Source organism: Saccharophagus sp. K07, from assembly GCF_014336955.1.
Lineage (GTDB): Bacteria > Pseudomonadota > Gammaproteobacteria > Pseudomonadales > Cellvibrionaceae > UBA5868.
Genome location: NZ_QRAI01000003.1, coordinates 46,627 through 62,332, shown reverse-complemented (window position 1 = coordinate 62,332; position 15,706 = coordinate 46,627). Strand labels below are relative to the sequence as shown.

Sequence of the window (15,706 nt, the reverse complement as noted above, 5' to 3'; positions counted from 1 at the left end):
CTAAGCCGTTTTCTGTCTTTATAAACTTGTCGAGGCCGTTTGCAGCTGCCCGATGGCCTCACCCATTCGTACAACATGAGTGGCGTCGAGGCGCTCATCCCACTGCACTGCGCCCTCAGGGAACAGCACGATTGCGGTAGATCCCAGCAGGAAGCGCCCCATTTCCTCCCCCTTTCGCAGACTAATTGGCTGGGCACCGCTGTATTGGGTGGTGCGAACACGGCGGCGCAGCGGCGCGACTACACCATCCCACACGGTTTCAATACTGGCGACGATCATGGCGCCCACTAGTACGACCACCATTGGACCTGCCGCTGTATCAAAGTGACACACCACCCGCTCATTGCGGGCAAATAGACGCGGCACTTCTTCGGCGGTGACTGTGTTGACGGAAAACAGATCGCCGGGCACATAGGTCATATGCGTCAGAGTGCCGTCCAGCGGCATATGCACGCGGTGGTAATCCCGCGGCGACAAATACACGGTGACAAAACTGCCGCCGGCAAACTGGTTCGCCCATTCGGCATTGCCACCTAACAACTCCTGCACACTAAAGGTCTGGCCTTTGGCCTGGAAAATGCGCCCGGCTTCAATGCGGCCAATCTGGCTGATAGCACCGTCGGCGGGGCACACGACGGAGGTAGGATTGCCATCAATTGGACGCGCTGTCGGTTTCAAAGCGCGGGTAAAGAACGCGTTGAAGTTGGGATAGGCCAGCGGGTTTTCCTCAAGGGCTTCCGACATATCGACTTTGTAGCGGTCGACAAACCAGCCAATAAATTGGTTTTTGATGGTGGGATTGGTGGTGTTGGCGAGCAGACCTGCTGCGCGGGAAATCAAATGTTGAGGGGCAAGGCGCTGGAGGGCGATAAACAGATTTCGATTCATGATGGACTCAAATGACGGTTAAGTGCGCATCTCGACGGAGTCGAGGCTGATCAAGATTTGGCGGTAGCTTTGGAACCGCGCGGCGCTGATGGTTCCATTTTCGACCGCTTCGCGCAGGGCGCATCCCGGCTCCTGGTTATGGCTGCAATCGCGGAAGCGGCAGTTCTGTATGTGCTGGCGAAACTCGCGAAAACCTTGCTCCACCTGTTGCGCGGACAAATGCCAAAGGCCGAATTCGCGAATACCGGGAGAGTCGATGCAGTCCCCGCCAAACGGAAAATGGTAGAGGCGCGCGTGGGTGGTGGTATGGCGGCCTTTGAGTTCCTGCTCGGACAGCTCGCCGACTTTGATGGATTCGTGCGGCAGCAGCGACTGAATCACCGAAGATTTTCCGACGCCGGATTGGCCGACAAAAATGCTGGTTTTGCCGGCGAGCAAAGAGCGCAGTTCTGCCATACCCTGACCGGTGCGCGCGGAGATGGCGGATGTTGCATAACCCAGGGCGCGATAGTCGGCGAGAAGTTGCGCGAGGGGATCGTCGTCGGTCAACAAATCGGCTTTGTTGGCCAGCAGAAGTGGTTCGAGTTCCAGGTTTTCTGCCACCACCAGATAGCGGTCGATCAGATTCGCGTGTGCCTGGGGTTCCGGTGCGACCACTATGACCATCTGAGTTACATTGGCAGCGACCAGCTTGAGCTTGCCAAAGGCGTCAGGTCGGTGGAGTTCTGAGGAGCGGGGAAACAGGGCGGTAACCACGCCGCCGTCGCCGCCAGCGCGCCAGATGACCTTGTCGCCAGCGACTATGTTGCCGAGGTTGGCGCGCAGGTGGCAGCGCACCACGGTGCCGTTGGCATCTTCCACGTCGGCGTGTTTGCCGTAGTGGCTGAGCACCAAGCCCTCCTGCTCTGGGCCAAGCAGGTGATCCGCCAAGGTGGAGTCCGGCACGTCGCCGCCAGCCTGGCGGCGTTTCTGTACTCGTTCTGTCTGTTGTTTGGACAGTTTGCGTTTAGCCAAAATAAAACCTTGGTTGCGGAATGAGTTGGTCACTTGAGCGGTTGAGCTATCTCCGCCACACTTGTTGATCGCGACCGCTTAAAAGCGTCGGTATTGTAGAGTACTTCGCCATATTCCTTACAAACCGTATCCGTCACGTCCCCCTAATATCAGCAAGAGATCACCGCATGCCCACGGATAACAACAACCTGATTTGGATCGATTTGGAAATGACCGGGCTCAGTCCGGAACGCGACGTTATTATTGAGATCGCCACCATTGTGACGGATGCCGATTTGAATATCCTCGCCGAAGGCCCGGTGTTTGCCATTCACCAGTGCGATGCGGTGCTGAACAGCATGGATGAGTGGAATACCCGCCAGCACGGCGGTTCCGGCCTGCTCGACCGGGTGCGCAGCAGTACCATTACGACCCGCGCCGCGGAACAAGCGACCATCGACTTTCTGAGTGAATGGGTGCCGCCGGGCAAGTCGCCTATGTGCGGCAATTCCATCTGTCAGGACCGGCGTTTTCTCGCCCGCTATATGCCGCGCCTGGAAGCCTATTTCATGTACCGCAATCTGGATGTGTCGACGCTGAAAGAGCTGACCAAGCGCTGGTATCCGGATGTGCCCGGGTTCAGCAAAAAAAGCAGCCATCTGGCGCTTGACGATATTCGCGATTCGATTGCGGAATTAAAGCACTATCGCAATACCGTTTTACGCTAACTTACTGAGCTGGCGGTGCGGCAGGTCGATTTGGGGTTTCGCTCTGCGCTCGTTTGATTTTGCGCGCGCGTCTTAGATTGGGATTGCGCTGGCGCTCCAGCGCCCAATCGATATGCTCCTGCACCAGCGGCGTCGCCTCGCTGCGGCGCTGTTCTAATGCCTCAATGATCGCCGGATCGGATGGGGCGTTGCCGAGTCCCACCGCCAGATTGCGCAGCCAGCGCTCGTAGCCAACCCGCCGAATCGCCGAACCTTCGGTATTGCGCAGAAAGGTAGTCTCATCCCACAAAAATAATTGCAGCAGATCACTGTCGGCCAAGCCGTGGCGCGGTTTGAAATCCGCTTCATCGGTCGGCTTGGCGTATTTGTTCCAGGGGCAGATGGCCTGGCAGTCGTCGCAGCCGAATACCCGGTTGCCCATGGCGGAGCGGAATTCTTCCGGTATCGCGCCCTTGTGCTCGATGGTCAGATAGGAGATACAGCGGCGCGCGTCCAATTCATAGGGTTTGGGAAAGGCATCGGTCGGGCAGACTTTCAAGCAGGCGGTGCATTCGCCGCAGTGGTTGTCCGATAGGATTTGATTCACCGGTAGCGGAATATTGGTAAGGATCTCGCCGAGGAAAAACCAGCTGCCTGCTTCGCGATTGAGCACCAGGGTATGTTTGCCGATCCAGCCGAGTCCCGCCTTGACGGCGAGCGGGCGTTCCAGGACGGGCGCGCTATCGACAAAAGGCCGTTGGTTGACCGGCATCAGCGGCTCGGCGGCTTGGCGTATCTTTTCTGCGAGCAGGGCGAGGCGTTTGCGCACCAGCTTGTGGTAGTCGCGCCCGAGGGCGTAGCGGGAGATATAGGCTTTTTGCGGATCTTTGAGGATCTGAATCTGACGGGTGTCGCCGGGCAGATAATTCATCCGCACCGAAATGACTCGCACGGTGCCGGGCATCAGCTCTTCCGGGTGAATGCGCTTGTCGAGATTGTCCGCCAGCCACGTCATATCCCCCTGATAACCCTTATCCAGCCAAGCCTGCAAAGGCTCGCGCTGGACGCGCAGATCCGTGTCGCTGATGCCGACCTGGGCAAATCCCAATTCCGCTGCCCAGATACGGATTTTGTCGGCGAGTTGCAAAAGGGTGTGGTCTGTCATACGAAATAAAAAAGCAAAATTCCTGTACAATCCTGCGGCTTTTTACGCCCATCTCACGCGAACGCACTCATGGCCTCTAGCTTAACCAACAATCTCTACAGCGGCGAACAAACTCGTGAATTGGATCGTCGCGCCATCCACGATCTCCGGATTCCCGGTACGGTTCTGATGAAGCGCGCAGGGCGGGCGGCCTTTGAGCACGCCTGTGTGCTTTGGCCGGAGACGCGCACTTGGCGGGTGTTATGCGGCGCCGGTAACAACGCGGGCGATGGCTACGTGTTTGCGGCACTGGCGGCCCAGCGACAGCATCAGGTGGAAATTGCTTATATCTGTCCGCCGGACCAGCTGAAAGATGAGGCCAAAGCCGCTTATGAGTACGCCCGTCAGGAAGGCGTTGCTATGGCGGCGTTTTCTGCGCAAGACGATTTGCCGGAAGGGGCTGTCGTGATCGATGCGCTCCTGGGAACCGGTTTGCGCGGTGAGGTCCGGCCGGAATATGCCGCTGCTATTCGGTGGATCAACGCCTCCGGCGCTCCGGTGTTTGCCTTGGATATCCCATCCGGACTATGCGCCAACACAGGCGCGGAATTGGGTGTCGCGGTACGGGCGCATCACACCATCACTTTTATCGGGCAGAAAATTGGTCTGTTTACGGGTCGCGGTCCTGCTTTGACCGGGACCTTAGCATTTGCCGATCTCGATATACCGGGCGAAGTCTACGCAGGGCTCGCCCCTGTCGCTGACCGTATCGATCTTCCGCAACTCCTTTCATTGGTGCCGGAGCGCCAGGCAGATGCTCATAAGGGTCAGTTTGGCCATGTGATGGTTATTGGTGGCGAGCTAGGTTATGGCGGCGCAGCCATACTGGCGGCGGAGTCTGCGGCTTTGTCGGGAGCGGGTTTGGTCAGCTTGGCAACGCGTTCTGAGCATGTATCGGCAGCCTTGGTTCGTCGACCTGAATTGATGGTGATCGGTGTGCCTTCGGGACAGGAGCTGGAGCCATATCTGGAACGTCCGACTGTACTAGTGGTGGGCCCTGGGTTGGGTCGCACCCCCTGGTCGGAACAACTGCTGCAACAAGCCTTCAATAGTGGCCTGCCACTGGTGCTCGACGCCGACGCGCTCAATATCCTGGCGCAGCGCCGTATTCCTCTGCCCGGTCACTGTCGCTGGGTATTGACCCCCCATCCTGGCGAAGCAGCGCGCTTGTTGGAGTGCAGCACCCAAGATGTGCAGGAAAATCGCATCGATGCCGTCCAAGAGCTGCACAGCCGCTTCGGCGGAGTGGTGGTGCTCAAAGGCGCGGGAACTCTGATTTTCGATGGCGTCCAACTGAGCGTAGCGAAAGTCGGCAATCCCGGACTGGCCACCGGTGGAACCGGCGATGTCTTGAGCGGATTGATCGGCAGTTTGATCGCGCAAGGTTTGGAGCTGGTCGATGCGGCCCGGCTGGCGGTTTGCTTGCACGGCAACGCCGCCGATCTCGCCGTGGAAGAAACTGGCATGGCCGGTCTGCAGGCTTCTGAGTTAATTCCCTATGTGCGGGAGCTGCTCAAACCATGACGCTGGCCAGCCTACAGTTTCAGTTGAGGGATGAGCAGGCGACGGTCGAACTAGGCGGGCGTTTAGCCAAGGCATTGGGAAAAGGCGGTGCAGTGGTATTTCTGCAGGGCACTTTAGGCGCGGGCAAAACGACTCTGACCCGCGGTGTATTGCAGGCTCTTGGGCATCAAGGGGCGGTAAAAAGCCCGACCTATACCCTGGTGGAACCCTACCAGCTAGGCGATCGCGGAGTGTTCCATTTCGACCTTTATCGCCTGGGCAGCCCGGAAGAACTGGAATATATGGGCATAAGAGACTATTTTTTAGATCAAAATCTTTGCATCGTCGAATGGCCGGAAAGGGGGGAGAGTGTTCTGCCGGGGCCGGATTTGACGGTGGATCTCAGCGCCAGCGGCGCGGGACGCTTAGCCGTTTTTACAGCATCCACGGAACGGGGACATGCCATTCTTAAAGCGATTTTTATGGGACCAAATTTATCCGCTATGGAACCCAACTCTACCCAAGCAGAGCCATAGGAGCTGTATGCGGATGTTGCGCATAGTGACAGGGGTTTTGTTGTGCCTGCTTGTTCAGCTGGCTATTGCGGCACCGGCGCGGATTGACGGTGTGCGGGCATGGCGCGCGCCGGACAGTACGCGTCTGGTGTTCGATTTGAGCGCGCCTGTGACCTACAACATGTTTACCCTGGACTCGCCTAGCCGAGTCGTTATAGACGTGGACAATGTGGCGGTCGCCAAAGGTATTGCTGATCCGGCTCTTGCTGGCACGCCCGTCAGCGCGGTTCGCTACGGCAGTCGTGGCAATGGCGTGCGCGTGGTGCTCGATCTGCGGGGTTCCGTGCAACCGCGCAGCTTTTTGCTGCCGAAACACGGCGACAAGGCGGATCGCCTAGTGATCGACTTGTTCGATAACAAGCCGGCTGCAAGCGCACCCACTTCTACAGCATCTACATCATCTGCTGCCGCCAGTTCAAAACCCGTTGTTACCCAAGCGCTCGACGATCTGATTCCGGGCAAGCGCGACATCATTATTGCTGTGGACGCTGGTCACGGCGGCGAAGATCCGGGCGCAATCGGACCGGGAAAAATTCAGGAAAAAGCCATTGTTCTGGCGATCAGTCAGCAATTGGTGGACATGATCAACCGCGAGCCGGGTTATAAAGCTCACTTGGTGCGCACCGGCGACTACTACATCCCTTTGCGCAACCGCCGCGACAAAGCCCGGCAGCTGCGCGCGGACTTGTTTGTGTCAGTCCACGCCGACGCCTTTAAAAATCCCAGCGCCGCCGGCGCTTCCGTGTTTGCTCTGTCGCGCAGTGGGGCAACGAGTGAAACCGCGCGCTTTTTGGCGCAAAAGGAGAATGAAGCGGACTTGATCGGCGGTGTTGGTGGGGTAAACCTGAATGAGGTGGACAACGTATTGGCGGGAGTCCTGGTGGATCTCTCGATGACGGCGACTTTGACCAACAGCCTGCAGGTTGGCGACCGGGTTTTGAAGGAGATGGGCAAAATCACCAAGCTCCATAAAAACCAAGTGGAGCAGGCGGGTTTTGCGGTGCTGAAATCACCTGATGTGCCGTCGATCCTGGTGGAAACTGGCTTTATCTCCAATCCGCAGGAAGCGCAAAAACTAAACACGCCCAGCCATCGTCGCGCTTTAGCCGAAGCCATATTCCGCGGCATCAAGGATTACTTCTACGACGTGCCGCCAGCGGGTACTCATATCGCCTGGGTTAAATCCCAGGGAGGTAAACAACAGCATTACACCATTGCTAGTGGCGATACCCTGTCGGATATAGCCAAGCGTCACAATATCAGCCTGGCAAAACTGTTGGAGCACAACGGGTTGGAGCCTTCAGCGGTGATTCGCGTCGGGCAGAAGCTGGTGATTCCGTCGAGCTGATGTGCCAACTCGGCTGAATGAGTATCCCCGGCGCAGCCTAAGGTTGCGCTGGACTCTTTGGGCGCCGACAATGAAGCGCTTCACCCGGCCGTCTGATCAGTGTTATGTCCCGAATCCAACTGTTAAGCCCTCGTCTCGCCAACCAAATCGCCGCTGGGGAAGTGGTTGAGCGTCCCGCTTCTGTTATCAAAGAGCTGATGGAGAACAGCCTCGATGCCGGCGCCACGCAGTTGGATGTCGAGATTGAAGGCGGCGGCGTCAAACTGATGCGCGTGCGCGACAACGGCGGCGGAATCGCGAAAGAGGATCTGCCACTGGCGTTGTCCCGCCACGCCACCAGCAAAATCCGCGATTTGGATGATCTCGAAGCCGTGGCCACGCTCGGATTTCGCGGCGAGGCTTTGGCGAGTATTAGTTCCGTTTCGCGCCTGGAATTGATCAGCCGCACTGCGGAGCAGGACTGCGCCTGGTCGGTAAAGGTCGAAGGCCGTGATATGGAAGCCGAGATCAGCCCTGCAGCCCATCCTTGCGGCACCACTGTCGAAGTGCGCGATTTGTTTTTCAATACGCCCGCCCGGCGCAAGTTCTTGCGCACCGAAACGACCGAATATGCGCGTATTGAAGAGGTGGTGAAGCGCTTGGCTCTGGTTAATTTCCGCGCCGGATTCAGCCTGAAAAATAATGGGCGAGTTGTACACTCCTGGCGGCCAGCATTGGAAACCGTAGAACAACAGCGCCGCGCGGCGCAGATCTGCGGTCCGGCGTTTATGGAAAACGCGATTTACGTGGATTTTGAGCGCGCCGGTTTGCATTTGTGGGGCTGGGTGGCGCTGCCGACCTTCTCGCGAAGTCAGGCTGATTTGCAGCATTTTTACGTCAATTCGCGCGCGATTCGCGACAAATTGGTGACTCATGCGGTGCGTCAGGCGTATCAGGATGTGCTCTATCACGGCCGTCATCCCGCTTATGTGTTGTTTCTCAGTCTCGACCCGGCGGCGGTGGACGTAAACGTTCATCCAACCAAACACGAAGTGCGTTTCCGCGATTCGCGTTTGGTACACGATTTCCTGTTCAGCTCGTTGCACAAAGCGCTGGCGGATGTCCGCCCGGACACGGTTAGCACGAGCGCTCCCGTGGCGAAATTAACTGCAGTTGCAGACACGCCCGCTCCAGTACAGGCGCCTTTCCGCTTCAGCTATGACCGGCATGAACCTGCGCCGGCGCGCCCCAGTTTCAATTTTGATGTCGCTGAGCAAATTCAGACGTATCAGAGCTTGATCACTCCCCGCCCGAGCCTTGTCCCGCGTGAAGAACCTGAGTCCGCTGAGGAGCAGATTCCGCCCCTCGGTTTTGCCATAGCGCAGCTCAAAGGCATCTATATCCTGGCGGAAAATGCCCATGGTTTGGTGCTGGTCGATATGCACGCGGCGCACGAGCGCATTACCTATGAGCGCATGAAATGCCAGTACGACCAGAATGGTGTCCAGTCGCAGCCGTTATTGGTACCGCGCTCCATGGCCGTCAGTGAGCGGGAGGCCAACTATGCCGAAAACAATATCGATGTCTTCACCCAGCTGGGATTTGTGATCGAGCGGGCGGGGCCGGAAAGTTTGCTGGTGCGCCAGGTTCCCGTGCTGCTCAACCGCGCTGATGTCGAGACGCTAGTGCGCGATGTGCTGGCGGATTTGATCGAGCACGGCCAGAGCCAGCGCATCAAATCGGAAATGAACAGCGTGCTCGGTACTATGGCTTGTCACGGCAGCGTGCGCGCCAACCGCAAACTGACCATCCCGGAGATGAACGCTCTGTTGCGCGATATGGAATCTACCGAGCGCAGCGGGCAGTGTAATCACGGTCGACCGACTTGGGTGCAGCTGTCGCTGGGTCAGCTGGACAGCCTGTTTATGCGTGGGCAGTAATGAAACCGCTTGCTATTGCTCTGATGGGCCCCACCGCCGCCGGCAAAACCGATTTGGCGATTGCGTTACACGAACACTTGGGAGCGGACATCATCAGCGTGGATTCCGCGTTGATCTACCGCGGTATGGATATAGGTACGGCCAAGCCGTCGGCGGAGGAGTTGCGGCGCGCGCCGCATCGGCTAATCGATATCCGCGATCCGGCGGAAGCCTATTCGGCGGCGGAATTCGTGCGCGACGCAAGTGCAGCTATGGAGGAAATCGTCGCTGCAGGACGAATCCCCCTGTTGGTGGGCGGCACCATGTTGTATTTCAAAGCGCTGCTGGAGGGTTTGTCCCCCATGCCGCCGTCCGATCCAAAAATTCGCGCGCAGATCGAACAGGAAGCGGCAAAGTCGGGCTGGCCGGCTATGCATGCGCAGCTCGCCGAGATAGACCCCGAGTGCGCTGCCCGATTACATCCCAATCACTCTCAGCGAATCAGTCGCGCACTCGAGGTCTATCGAATTTCTGGCAAACCTATGAGTGAATGGCAAGCGGCTGAAGGGCAGGGGTTATTGGATTCTTATCGCTGGATTCAAGTCGCTGTTGCACCACAAGAGCGCAGCGTGCTCCACCGGCGCATTGCAGAACGATTCGACAAAATGCTCCGCATCGGCTTTATTGAAGAGGTGGAAGCACTGTTTCGTCGCGGTGACTTGCACGAAGACATGCCATCCATACGGGCGGTGGGATACCGGCAGGTCTGGCAATATCTCAAGGGTGAGATCAGCGCCAGCGAAATGCGGGAGCAGGGTATAGCCGCCACACGTCAATTGGCAAAACGCCAGTTGACTTGGCTGCGAGGTTGGCACGCTTTGAGCTGGATAAACACGCTTGACGACGCTGGCAAGGCTCTCGCAAATGATGAAATTTTGCGGAAAACCTTGAATATTGTGGAGCAAACAACCATATAATGGCGGCTCCCCTGAACTTTGGGGTGTTCTTTTGTGTCTGTGAAGCGCCTGACTTGCTTACTACCGTTCTTCCGATGGTAAATGGGCCGATGGTATGGGCGATTCGAGCCAGCGTGGAATGCGCTTAAATAATCCAAATTAATCCTGACTAGGAGAATCACCATGTCAAAAGGGCACAGCTTACAAGACCCTTATTTGAATGTTTTGCGCAAAGAACGTATCCCTGTTTCCATCTATTTGGTCAACGGAATTAAATTGCAGGGGCAAGTTGAATCTTTCGACCAGTTTGTTGTGTTGTTGAAAAACACCGTAAGCCAAATGGTTTACAAACATGCAATCTCCACCGTTGTTCCATCACGTCCAGTTCGGGTGCCTATGTTGAACCCTGATGCGGCTGGTGGCAGCGATGACGGCGAGATTGAAGCGTAAAGAGGTAAAGATTGTTTTTTGATCGCCCCGCCTCCGGTGAACTTGCTGTTTTGGTTCACTTGGAGTTGACGCAATCGGACGAAGCCGACGATCCGCGTGAGTTTGAAGAACTTGTCCTTTCGGCAGGGGGTGATCCTGTCGCCTTTCTGACGGGTGCCCGTGCGGCACCCAACGCTAAATTCTTTATAGGTACTGGCAAACTCGAAGAGCTGAAACAGCTCGTTGCAGAGCACAAGGCCGAACTGGTGATTTTCAACCACGTTTTGTCCCCCAGCCAGGAACGCAATCTGGAAAAAGAATTGAAGTGCCGTGTTCTCGACAGGACCGGGCTGATTCTCGACATCTTTGCTCAGCGCGCCCGCACCCATGAAGGTAAGCTCCAGGTGGAGCTGGCCCAGTTGCACCATATGTCCACCCGTTTGATTCGCGGTTGGACGCACTTGGAGCGGCAAAAGGGTGGTATTGGTCTGCGCGGTCCTGGTGAAACTCAGCTCGAAACCGACCGTCGTTTGTTGCGTGCGCGCATTAAAACCATTGAAAAACGCCTTGAGAAAGTGCGTCGCCAGCGCGATCAAGGGCGTCGAGCGCGCACCCGCGCCGAGATTCCTACGGTTTCGCTGGTGGGTTATACCAACGCAGGAAAATCCACGCTCTTTAACGCGATAACGACCGCGGACGTGTACGTGCAGGATCAGCTGTTCGCCACTCTGGATCCGACCATGCGGCGGATTGAACTCGAGCGGGTGGGCGCGGCAATTCTGGCGGACACCGTAGGTTTTATCAGCCACTTGCCACACAAGCTGGTTGAAGCCTTTCGCGCGACCCTGGAAGAAGCCAGTAATTCTGACTTGCTGTTGCACGTCATAGATGCGGCCACAGAAGATCGTCAGCGCAATATAGAACAAGTTCATGAAGTGTTAACGGAAATTGGTGCCGACCAGATTCCGCAACTCTACGTGTATAACAAAACCGATCTGCTCGAAGGCATGCCGCCGCGCATTGATCGTGATGAGCACGGCCGGCCAGTCGCTGTTTGGGTATCGGCAAAAAATAAAATCGGCTTGGAAGAATTGCGCCAGGCACTCGTCGAACTGTTGGGCAACAAAATGTTCGAAGGGCACGTGCGCCTTACCAGTCAAATGGGAAGGTTGCGCGCCAAGTTCCACAACGCCAACGCCGTGGTGGAGGAACATTATCAGGATGATGGCGGATGTGTTTTGTGGTTACGTCTACCAGAAATGGATCTCAATCGAATTCTTGCCGCGGAAACTGTTTCACGCAGCGACTTGGAATGGTTGATAAACGCTGCCTGATTGCAGTTGTCCAAAGCAGCTCCATGATTTAGCGGTGTTTTTGCTAGATCACATACCTTAAAATGCCAGCTTTTTTATTCCTTTAGCCTGTTTTCACTCACTCGAAGTCCTTAACGGAGCAATCCTATGGCCTGGAACGAACCGGGTAATAACAACAACGATCCCTGGGGGAATCGTAATCGCAATAGCGGCGGGAAAAATGACGGCCCGCCGGATCTCGATGAATTTCTTCGTAAAACCTTTGGCCGTTTTTTGCGTGGCGGTGGCGGTTCTGGCGGTGGATCGCGCAGCGGCAGCGGCGGATCATCCGGATCGACGGTTATAGTCGTCGTTATTGCCGTGCTGGCGGTTCTTTATTTCATTAAAGGTATCGGCATAGTCAACGAGCAGGAGCGGGCGGTTGTACTGCGCTTCGGTGAATATAAAGAAACGCGCGGCCCAGGTTTCCGCTGGAACCCGCCTTTTATCGACAAAGTATTTACGGAAAACGTCACGCAAGTACGCACCTGGAGTACCAAGGAGCAAATGCTGACGAAAGACCTCAACATCGTCGATATCAAACTGTCCGTGCAATTCAGTATCGATAGTGCGCGGGATTTTGTGTTGAACACCAAAAATCCCGAAATGAGTTTGCAGCAAGCGTCTTACTCCGCGTTGCGTCACGTAGTGGGCTCCACGGTGATGCACGAGGTTTTGACTGAAGGTCGAAGCCGCATTGCGGTGGAAGTCGAAGAGCGTTTGCAGTCCTATCTCGACGCATACACGACCGGTATCAACGTACAAAAGGTCAACATCGAAGACACCAACCCGCCGAAAGAAGTGCAGTGGGCATTTGACGATGTGATCAAAGCGCGCGAAGACGAAGAGCGTTACAAAAACGAAGCACAAGCCTATGCCAACGACGTTATCCCCCGCGCACGCGGTCGCGCGCAGCGGATGGTGGAAGAGGCGAGCGGTTATCGCGATCAGGTGATCGCCCGGGCGGAAGGTGAGGCTGCGCGTTTCAAATCGCTGCTGACGGAATACCGCAAAGCGCCTGAAGTGACACGCGAACGTCTGTATCTCGAAATGATGCAGGAAGTGCTCAGCAATTCCTCAAAAATCCTTGTTGATGTGGAAGGTGGAAATAACCTGATGTATTTGCCGCTGGATAAATTGATGGAAAACCGTCCGCGTACGACTGTTCGCGCCACTCCGGTAACCAGCGGCAGTGAGCTGGATGAATTGGCAGCGCGGGTTGTGGAGCGTCTGCAGGCTGAAAGCCAGTCCAATAATTTGCGTCGTCGGGAGGGCCGCTAATGACACCGCGAGCTATGTTTAGCCTTGTCGCCCTGGTGGTCGTCATACTGCTGGGCGCGCAATCGGTTTATATCATCACAGAAATCGAACGTGCCGTTCTGTTGCGTTTGGGGAAGGTAGTTAACCCGGATGTCAGCACAGGTCTGCATTGGAAAATTCCCTTTGTCGATCAGGTGCGCCGCTTTGATGGCCGTATTCTTACCTTGGAAGCACGCGCCGAGCGGTTTCTGACGGTTGAGAAGAAAAGTACCCAGGTCGATTCCTACGCAAAATGGCGCATTGTCGACGTAACCCGCTACTACACTGCGACCAGCGGTGATCAGGAGCGTGCCGAGCGACTGCTGTCGCAGCGCATCAATGAAGGTTTGCGCAACGAATTCGCCACCCGTTCTCTGCAGGAAGTGGTCAGTGGTGAGCGCGACCAATTGATGGTCGACCTGCGTGCGAGCCTCAACAGAATCATGGTCGAATCCATGGGCGTCGAAGTGGTCGACGTGCGGGTCAAGAAGATCGATCTGCCCGACGAAGTCAGCGAGCAGGTCTACAAACGGATGAGCGCCGAGCGGGAGAGAGAGGCCAAAGAGCACCGCGCCATAGGTAACGAACAGGCGGAAATCATCCGCGCTGAGGCCGATCGCCAGCGTGTGGTCATCGAGGCCAATGCCTACAGTCAGGCGGAAAAAATTCGCGGTGAGGGGGATGCTCGCGCGGCTTCCATTTATGCGGAAGCGTTTGGCCAAAGCCCTGAATTTTATTCATTTATCCGCTCATTGAATGCGTATAAGGAAACCTTCTCCGGGCGTGAGGATCTGATCCTGCTCGATCCGAAGAGCGACTTCTTCCGTTATTTCAATGCGCTGAACAAAAAATAAACTATTCTTTGAGCAACGGTGCGCATTATTTGCGCATTACCCCGGAGCGAGCTTTTTCGTCCGGGGTAAACGGTGGTAAAATTCCGCAGCCGGGTCAACCCCGGTTTTTTTATGTCGTCTACTCACAGGCTGAAGTATGTGGGAAAGTTTAGTCCAGGCCTTGTGCTTGTTATTGATCATTGAAGGTATGGCACCTTTCATACACCCGGCGCGCTGGCGCAAACTGGTAACGTCCATAGCGACGGTTAAAGACCAGCAGCTGCGTGCTTTTGGGCTGGCGAGCATGCTGCTCGGCCTAGCCGTGTTGACTCTGTTGACCTGATTTACCCAGGCTTTAGTCGAACCCCAGCCACCGGAACATCCGGAGGGTGCTGATTTGCGACGGCTTTGGGTCGCAGGTTATGAAAATGCCCATCGGATTAGTCCGGCCAGCCTTCTGTGACGGTTTTGCACAACGCAGTCTTTGAACAATGAAATAGGCTTCGAAATGACGCCAGTGGAACGATGGATGCTGCCCGACGGCATCGAAGAGATTTTGCCGCCCGAAGCGCAGCAAGTTGAACATTTGCGCCGCAGTCTTCTCGATCTCTTCCATCGGTGGGGATACGACCTGGTAATACCCCCGATGGTGGAATTTACGGATTCCCTCTTGGTTGGCTTAGGCAAGGATATTGATCTGCTGACTTTCAAGGTGACAGATCAACTGTCCGGCCGCAGCATGGGTATCCGCGCTGACATGACTCCTCAAATTGCCCGTATTGACGCCCACAGCTTGAAGCGCAGTGGCGTCAACCGGCTTTGTTACGCCGGTCATGTCATCAAAGCGCAGATGCCCAGCGCCTTGGACACGCGCAGTCCGATTCATGTGGGTGTCGAGCTGTACGGCGAGAAAGGGCTGGAAGCGGACGCTGAGGTGATATCTCTGCTGCTCGCCACCTTTGCTCATGCCCAGGTGGACAATGTCTGCCTGGATCTGGGGCACGTCGGTATCTACCGCGCTCTGGCCAAGGCCGCTGGCCTGACTCCAGAGCAAGAGGACACCTTCTTCAATTTGCTCCAGGGCAAGTCTATTACTGATATTCAGGCCTGGATTGCGGCGCATGTATCAGATCCGCAAGCGGCGGGCTGGTTGTCCGAGTTGCCGCGGCTGGCTGGGGCAAAGAATGTGCTGGCGGTGGCCCGTAAAGTCTTTGCCAATGCACCAGCCGAACTTTTCTCAGCGCTGGATGAACTGGAAGCCGTCGCTGACACTGTGCAGCAGCGCTACCCGGAGGCTCAGCTTTATTTTGACTTGAGCGAGCTGACGGGGTACCACTATCTGACGGGAATCGTATTCGCCGCCTTCGTACCGGGCAAAGGCGCAGCGATTGGCCGGGGTGGCCGTTATGATCGTATCGGTGAAGTATTTGGCCGTTCACGTTGCGCCACCGGCTTCACCGCTGACCTGATCGCCCTCAGTCGTGTGGGTCGATTTGATTTGGATATCACGCCCGGTATTTATGCACCGCAATCCTCCCGGCCGGATTTTTGGCAGTCGGTTCAAGCTTTGCGCAGTCAGGGGGAGCGAGTTGTTGTTGGGCTGGTTGGCCAGTCGCAACCGGAAAGCCATCAATTGTGCAACCGCATCCTGGTTGAGGAAGAAGGACAGTTTCAGGTTAAGCCGCTGTAGTAGTTCGGTAGACCTATCCAATTAATTGATT

The 15,706-nt window shown here is 56.2% G+C and carries 15 protein-coding genes; 12 read left to right on the top strand and 3 right to left on the bottom strand.

The annotated features are described in order from the left end of the window. Positions 1 to 18: 18 nt before the first annotated feature. Together asd and rsgA are read right to left on the bottom strand one after the other, a co-directional pair. On the bottom strand, positions 19 to 888 hold the full coding sequence (gene asd, locus DWB84_RS10005) for an archaetidylserine decarboxylase (RefSeq protein WP_187409664.1): 870 nt from the start codon (positions 886 to 888) through the stop codon (positions 19 to 21). An 18-nt stretch (positions 889 to 906) separates the two neighbouring features. After that, entirely contained in the window at positions 907 to 1,902 is a 996-nt protein-coding gene (rsgA, locus tag DWB84_RS10000) for a small ribosomal subunit biogenesis GTPase RsgA (RefSeq protein WP_187409663.1), read from the bottom strand. Positions 1,903 to 2,069: 167 nt separating this feature from the next. Here rsgA and orn point away from each other — a divergent pair, with 167 nt between their 5' ends. After that, positions 2,070 to 2,609, top strand: coding sequence for an oligoribonuclease (gene orn, locus DWB84_RS09995; protein ID WP_187409662.1), 540 nt, complete (start codon positions 2,070 to 2,072; stop codon positions 2,607 to 2,609). Position 2,610: 1 nt separating this feature from the next. On the opposite strand, the gene queG is transcribed toward orn, so the two are convergent. Continuing rightward, positions 2,611 to 3,753, bottom strand: a complete 1,143-nt coding sequence (gene queG, locus DWB84_RS09990; RefSeq protein WP_187409661.1) for a tRNA epoxyqueuosine(34) reductase QueG — start codon at positions 3,751 to 3,753, stop codon at positions 2,611 to 2,613. A 69-nt stretch (positions 3,754 to 3,822) separates the two neighbouring features. On the opposite strand from queG, the gene DWB84_RS09985 reads away from it, so the two are divergent. The 11 genes from DWB84_RS09985 to DWB84_RS09935 all read left to right on the top strand — a co-directional run bounded on the left by DWB84_RS09985 (position 3,823) and on the right by DWB84_RS09935 (position 15,675). Further along, on the top strand, positions 3,823 to 5,316 hold the full coding sequence (locus DWB84_RS09985; protein ID WP_187409660.1) for an NAD(P)H-hydrate dehydratase: 1,494 nt from the start codon (positions 3,823 to 3,825) through the stop codon (positions 5,314 to 5,316). Next, positions 5,313 to 5,831 carry a tRNA (adenosine(37)-N6)-threonylcarbamoyltransferase complex ATPase subunit type 1 TsaE gene (tsaE, locus tag DWB84_RS09980; protein WP_187409659.1) on the top strand — a complete coding sequence of 173 codons (519 nt, stop codon included), beginning with the start codon at positions 5,313 to 5,315 and terminating at the stop codon, positions 5,829 to 5,831. Before DWB84_RS09985 ends, tsaE begins: the two co-directional genes overlap by 4 nt. A gap of 7 nt (positions 5,832 to 5,838) precedes the next feature. Then, positions 5,839 to 7,218: an N-acetylmuramoyl-L-alanine amidase gene (locus tag DWB84_RS09975; RefSeq protein ID WP_187409658.1), complete on the top strand. Its 1,380-nt coding sequence runs from the start codon at positions 5,839 to 5,841 to the stop codon at positions 7,216 to 7,218. Between the two features lie 104 nt (positions 7,219 to 7,322). Further along, positions 7,323 to 9,137 (top strand): DNA mismatch repair endonuclease MutL, encoded by a 1,815-nt coding sequence (mutL, locus tag DWB84_RS09970; protein ID WP_187409657.1) that lies wholly within the window; start codon positions 7,323 to 7,325, stop codon positions 9,135 to 9,137. Beyond that, entirely contained in the window at positions 9,137 to 10,093 is a 957-nt protein-coding gene (miaA, locus tag DWB84_RS09965) for a tRNA (adenosine(37)-N6)-dimethylallyltransferase MiaA (RefSeq protein WP_187409656.1), read from the top strand. Before mutL ends, miaA begins: the two co-directional genes overlap by 1 nt. Before the next feature lie 162 nt (positions 10,094 to 10,255). Next, positions 10,256 to 10,522 carry an RNA chaperone Hfq gene (hfq, locus tag DWB84_RS09960; RefSeq protein ID WP_187409655.1) on the top strand — a complete coding sequence of 89 codons (267 nt, stop codon included), beginning with the start codon at positions 10,256 to 10,258 and terminating at the stop codon, positions 10,520 to 10,522. An 11-nt stretch (positions 10,523 to 10,533) separates the two neighbouring features. Then, positions 10,534 to 11,835 (top strand): ribosome rescue GTPase HflX, encoded by a 1,302-nt coding sequence (gene hflX, locus DWB84_RS09955; RefSeq protein ID WP_187409654.1) that lies wholly within the window; start codon positions 10,534 to 10,536, stop codon positions 11,833 to 11,835. A 126-nt stretch (positions 11,836 to 11,961) separates the two neighbouring features. Continuing rightward, positions 11,962 to 13,134 (top strand): FtsH protease activity modulator HflK, encoded by a 1,173-nt coding sequence (gene hflK / locus DWB84_RS09950; RefSeq protein WP_187409653.1) that lies wholly within the window; start codon positions 11,962 to 11,964, stop codon positions 13,132 to 13,134. Then, positions 13,134 to 14,006 (top strand): protease modulator HflC, encoded by an 873-nt coding sequence (gene hflC, locus DWB84_RS09945; protein ID WP_187409652.1) that lies wholly within the window; start codon positions 13,134 to 13,136, stop codon positions 14,004 to 14,006. The genes hflK and hflC overlap by 1 nt, the downstream gene beginning before the upstream one ends. Positions 14,007 to 14,142: 136 nt before the next feature. After that, positions 14,143 to 14,328 carry a DUF2065 domain-containing protein gene (locus tag DWB84_RS09940; protein ID WP_187409651.1) on the top strand — a complete coding sequence of 62 codons (186 nt, stop codon included), beginning with the start codon at positions 14,143 to 14,145 and terminating at the stop codon, positions 14,326 to 14,328. Between the two features lie 165 nt (positions 14,329 to 14,493). Then, a complete protein-coding gene (locus DWB84_RS09935) occupies positions 14,494 to 15,675 on the top strand; it encodes an ATP phosphoribosyltransferase regulatory subunit (RefSeq protein ID WP_187409650.1) in 1,182 nt (393 codons plus the stop codon). Positions 15,676 to 15,706: the final 31 nt, after the last annotated feature.

Bases quoted from the DNA above. Each gene is read 5' to 3' on its own strand.
- asd (WP_187409664.1), bottom strand. From the start codon at position 888: ATGAATCGAAATCTGTTTATCGCCCTCCAGCGCCTTGCCCCTCAACAT.
- orn (WP_187409662.1), top strand. From the start codon at position 2,070: ATGCCCACGGATAACAACAACCTGATTTGGATCGATTTGGAAATGACC.
- queG (WP_187409661.1), bottom strand. From the start codon at position 3,753: ATGACAGACCACACCCTTTTGCAACTCGCCGACAAAATCCGTATCTGG.
- DWB84_RS09985 (WP_187409660.1), top strand. From the start codon at position 3,823: ATGGCCTCTAGCTTAACCAACAATCTCTACAGCGGCGAACAAACTCGT.
- tsaE (WP_187409659.1), top strand. From the start codon at position 5,313: ATGACGCTGGCCAGCCTACAGTTTCAGTTGAGGGATGAGCAGGCGACG.
- DWB84_RS09975 (WP_187409658.1), top strand. From the start codon at position 5,839: ATGCGGATGTTGCGCATAGTGACAGGGGTTTTGTTGTGCCTGCTTGTT.
- mutL (WP_187409657.1), top strand. From the start codon at position 7,323: ATGTCCCGAATCCAACTGTTAAGCCCTCGTCTCGCCAACCAAATCGCC.
- miaA (WP_187409656.1), top strand. From the start codon at position 9,137: ATGAAACCGCTTGCTATTGCTCTGATGGGCCCCACCGCCGCCGGCAAA.
- hfq (WP_187409655.1), top strand. From the start codon at position 10,256: ATGTCAAAAGGGCACAGCTTACAAGACCCTTATTTGAATGTTTTGCGC.
- hflK (WP_187409653.1), top strand. From the start codon at position 11,962: ATGGCCTGGAACGAACCGGGTAATAACAACAACGATCCCTGGGGGAAT.
- hflC (WP_187409652.1), top strand. From the start codon at position 13,134: ATGACACCGCGAGCTATGTTTAGCCTTGTCGCCCTGGTGGTCGTCATA.
- DWB84_RS09940 (WP_187409651.1), top strand. From the start codon at position 14,143: ATGTGGGAAAGTTTAGTCCAGGCCTTGTGCTTGTTATTGATCATTGAA.
- DWB84_RS09935 (WP_187409650.1), top strand. From the start codon at position 14,494: ATGACGCCAGTGGAACGATGGATGCTGCCCGACGGCATCGAAGAGATT.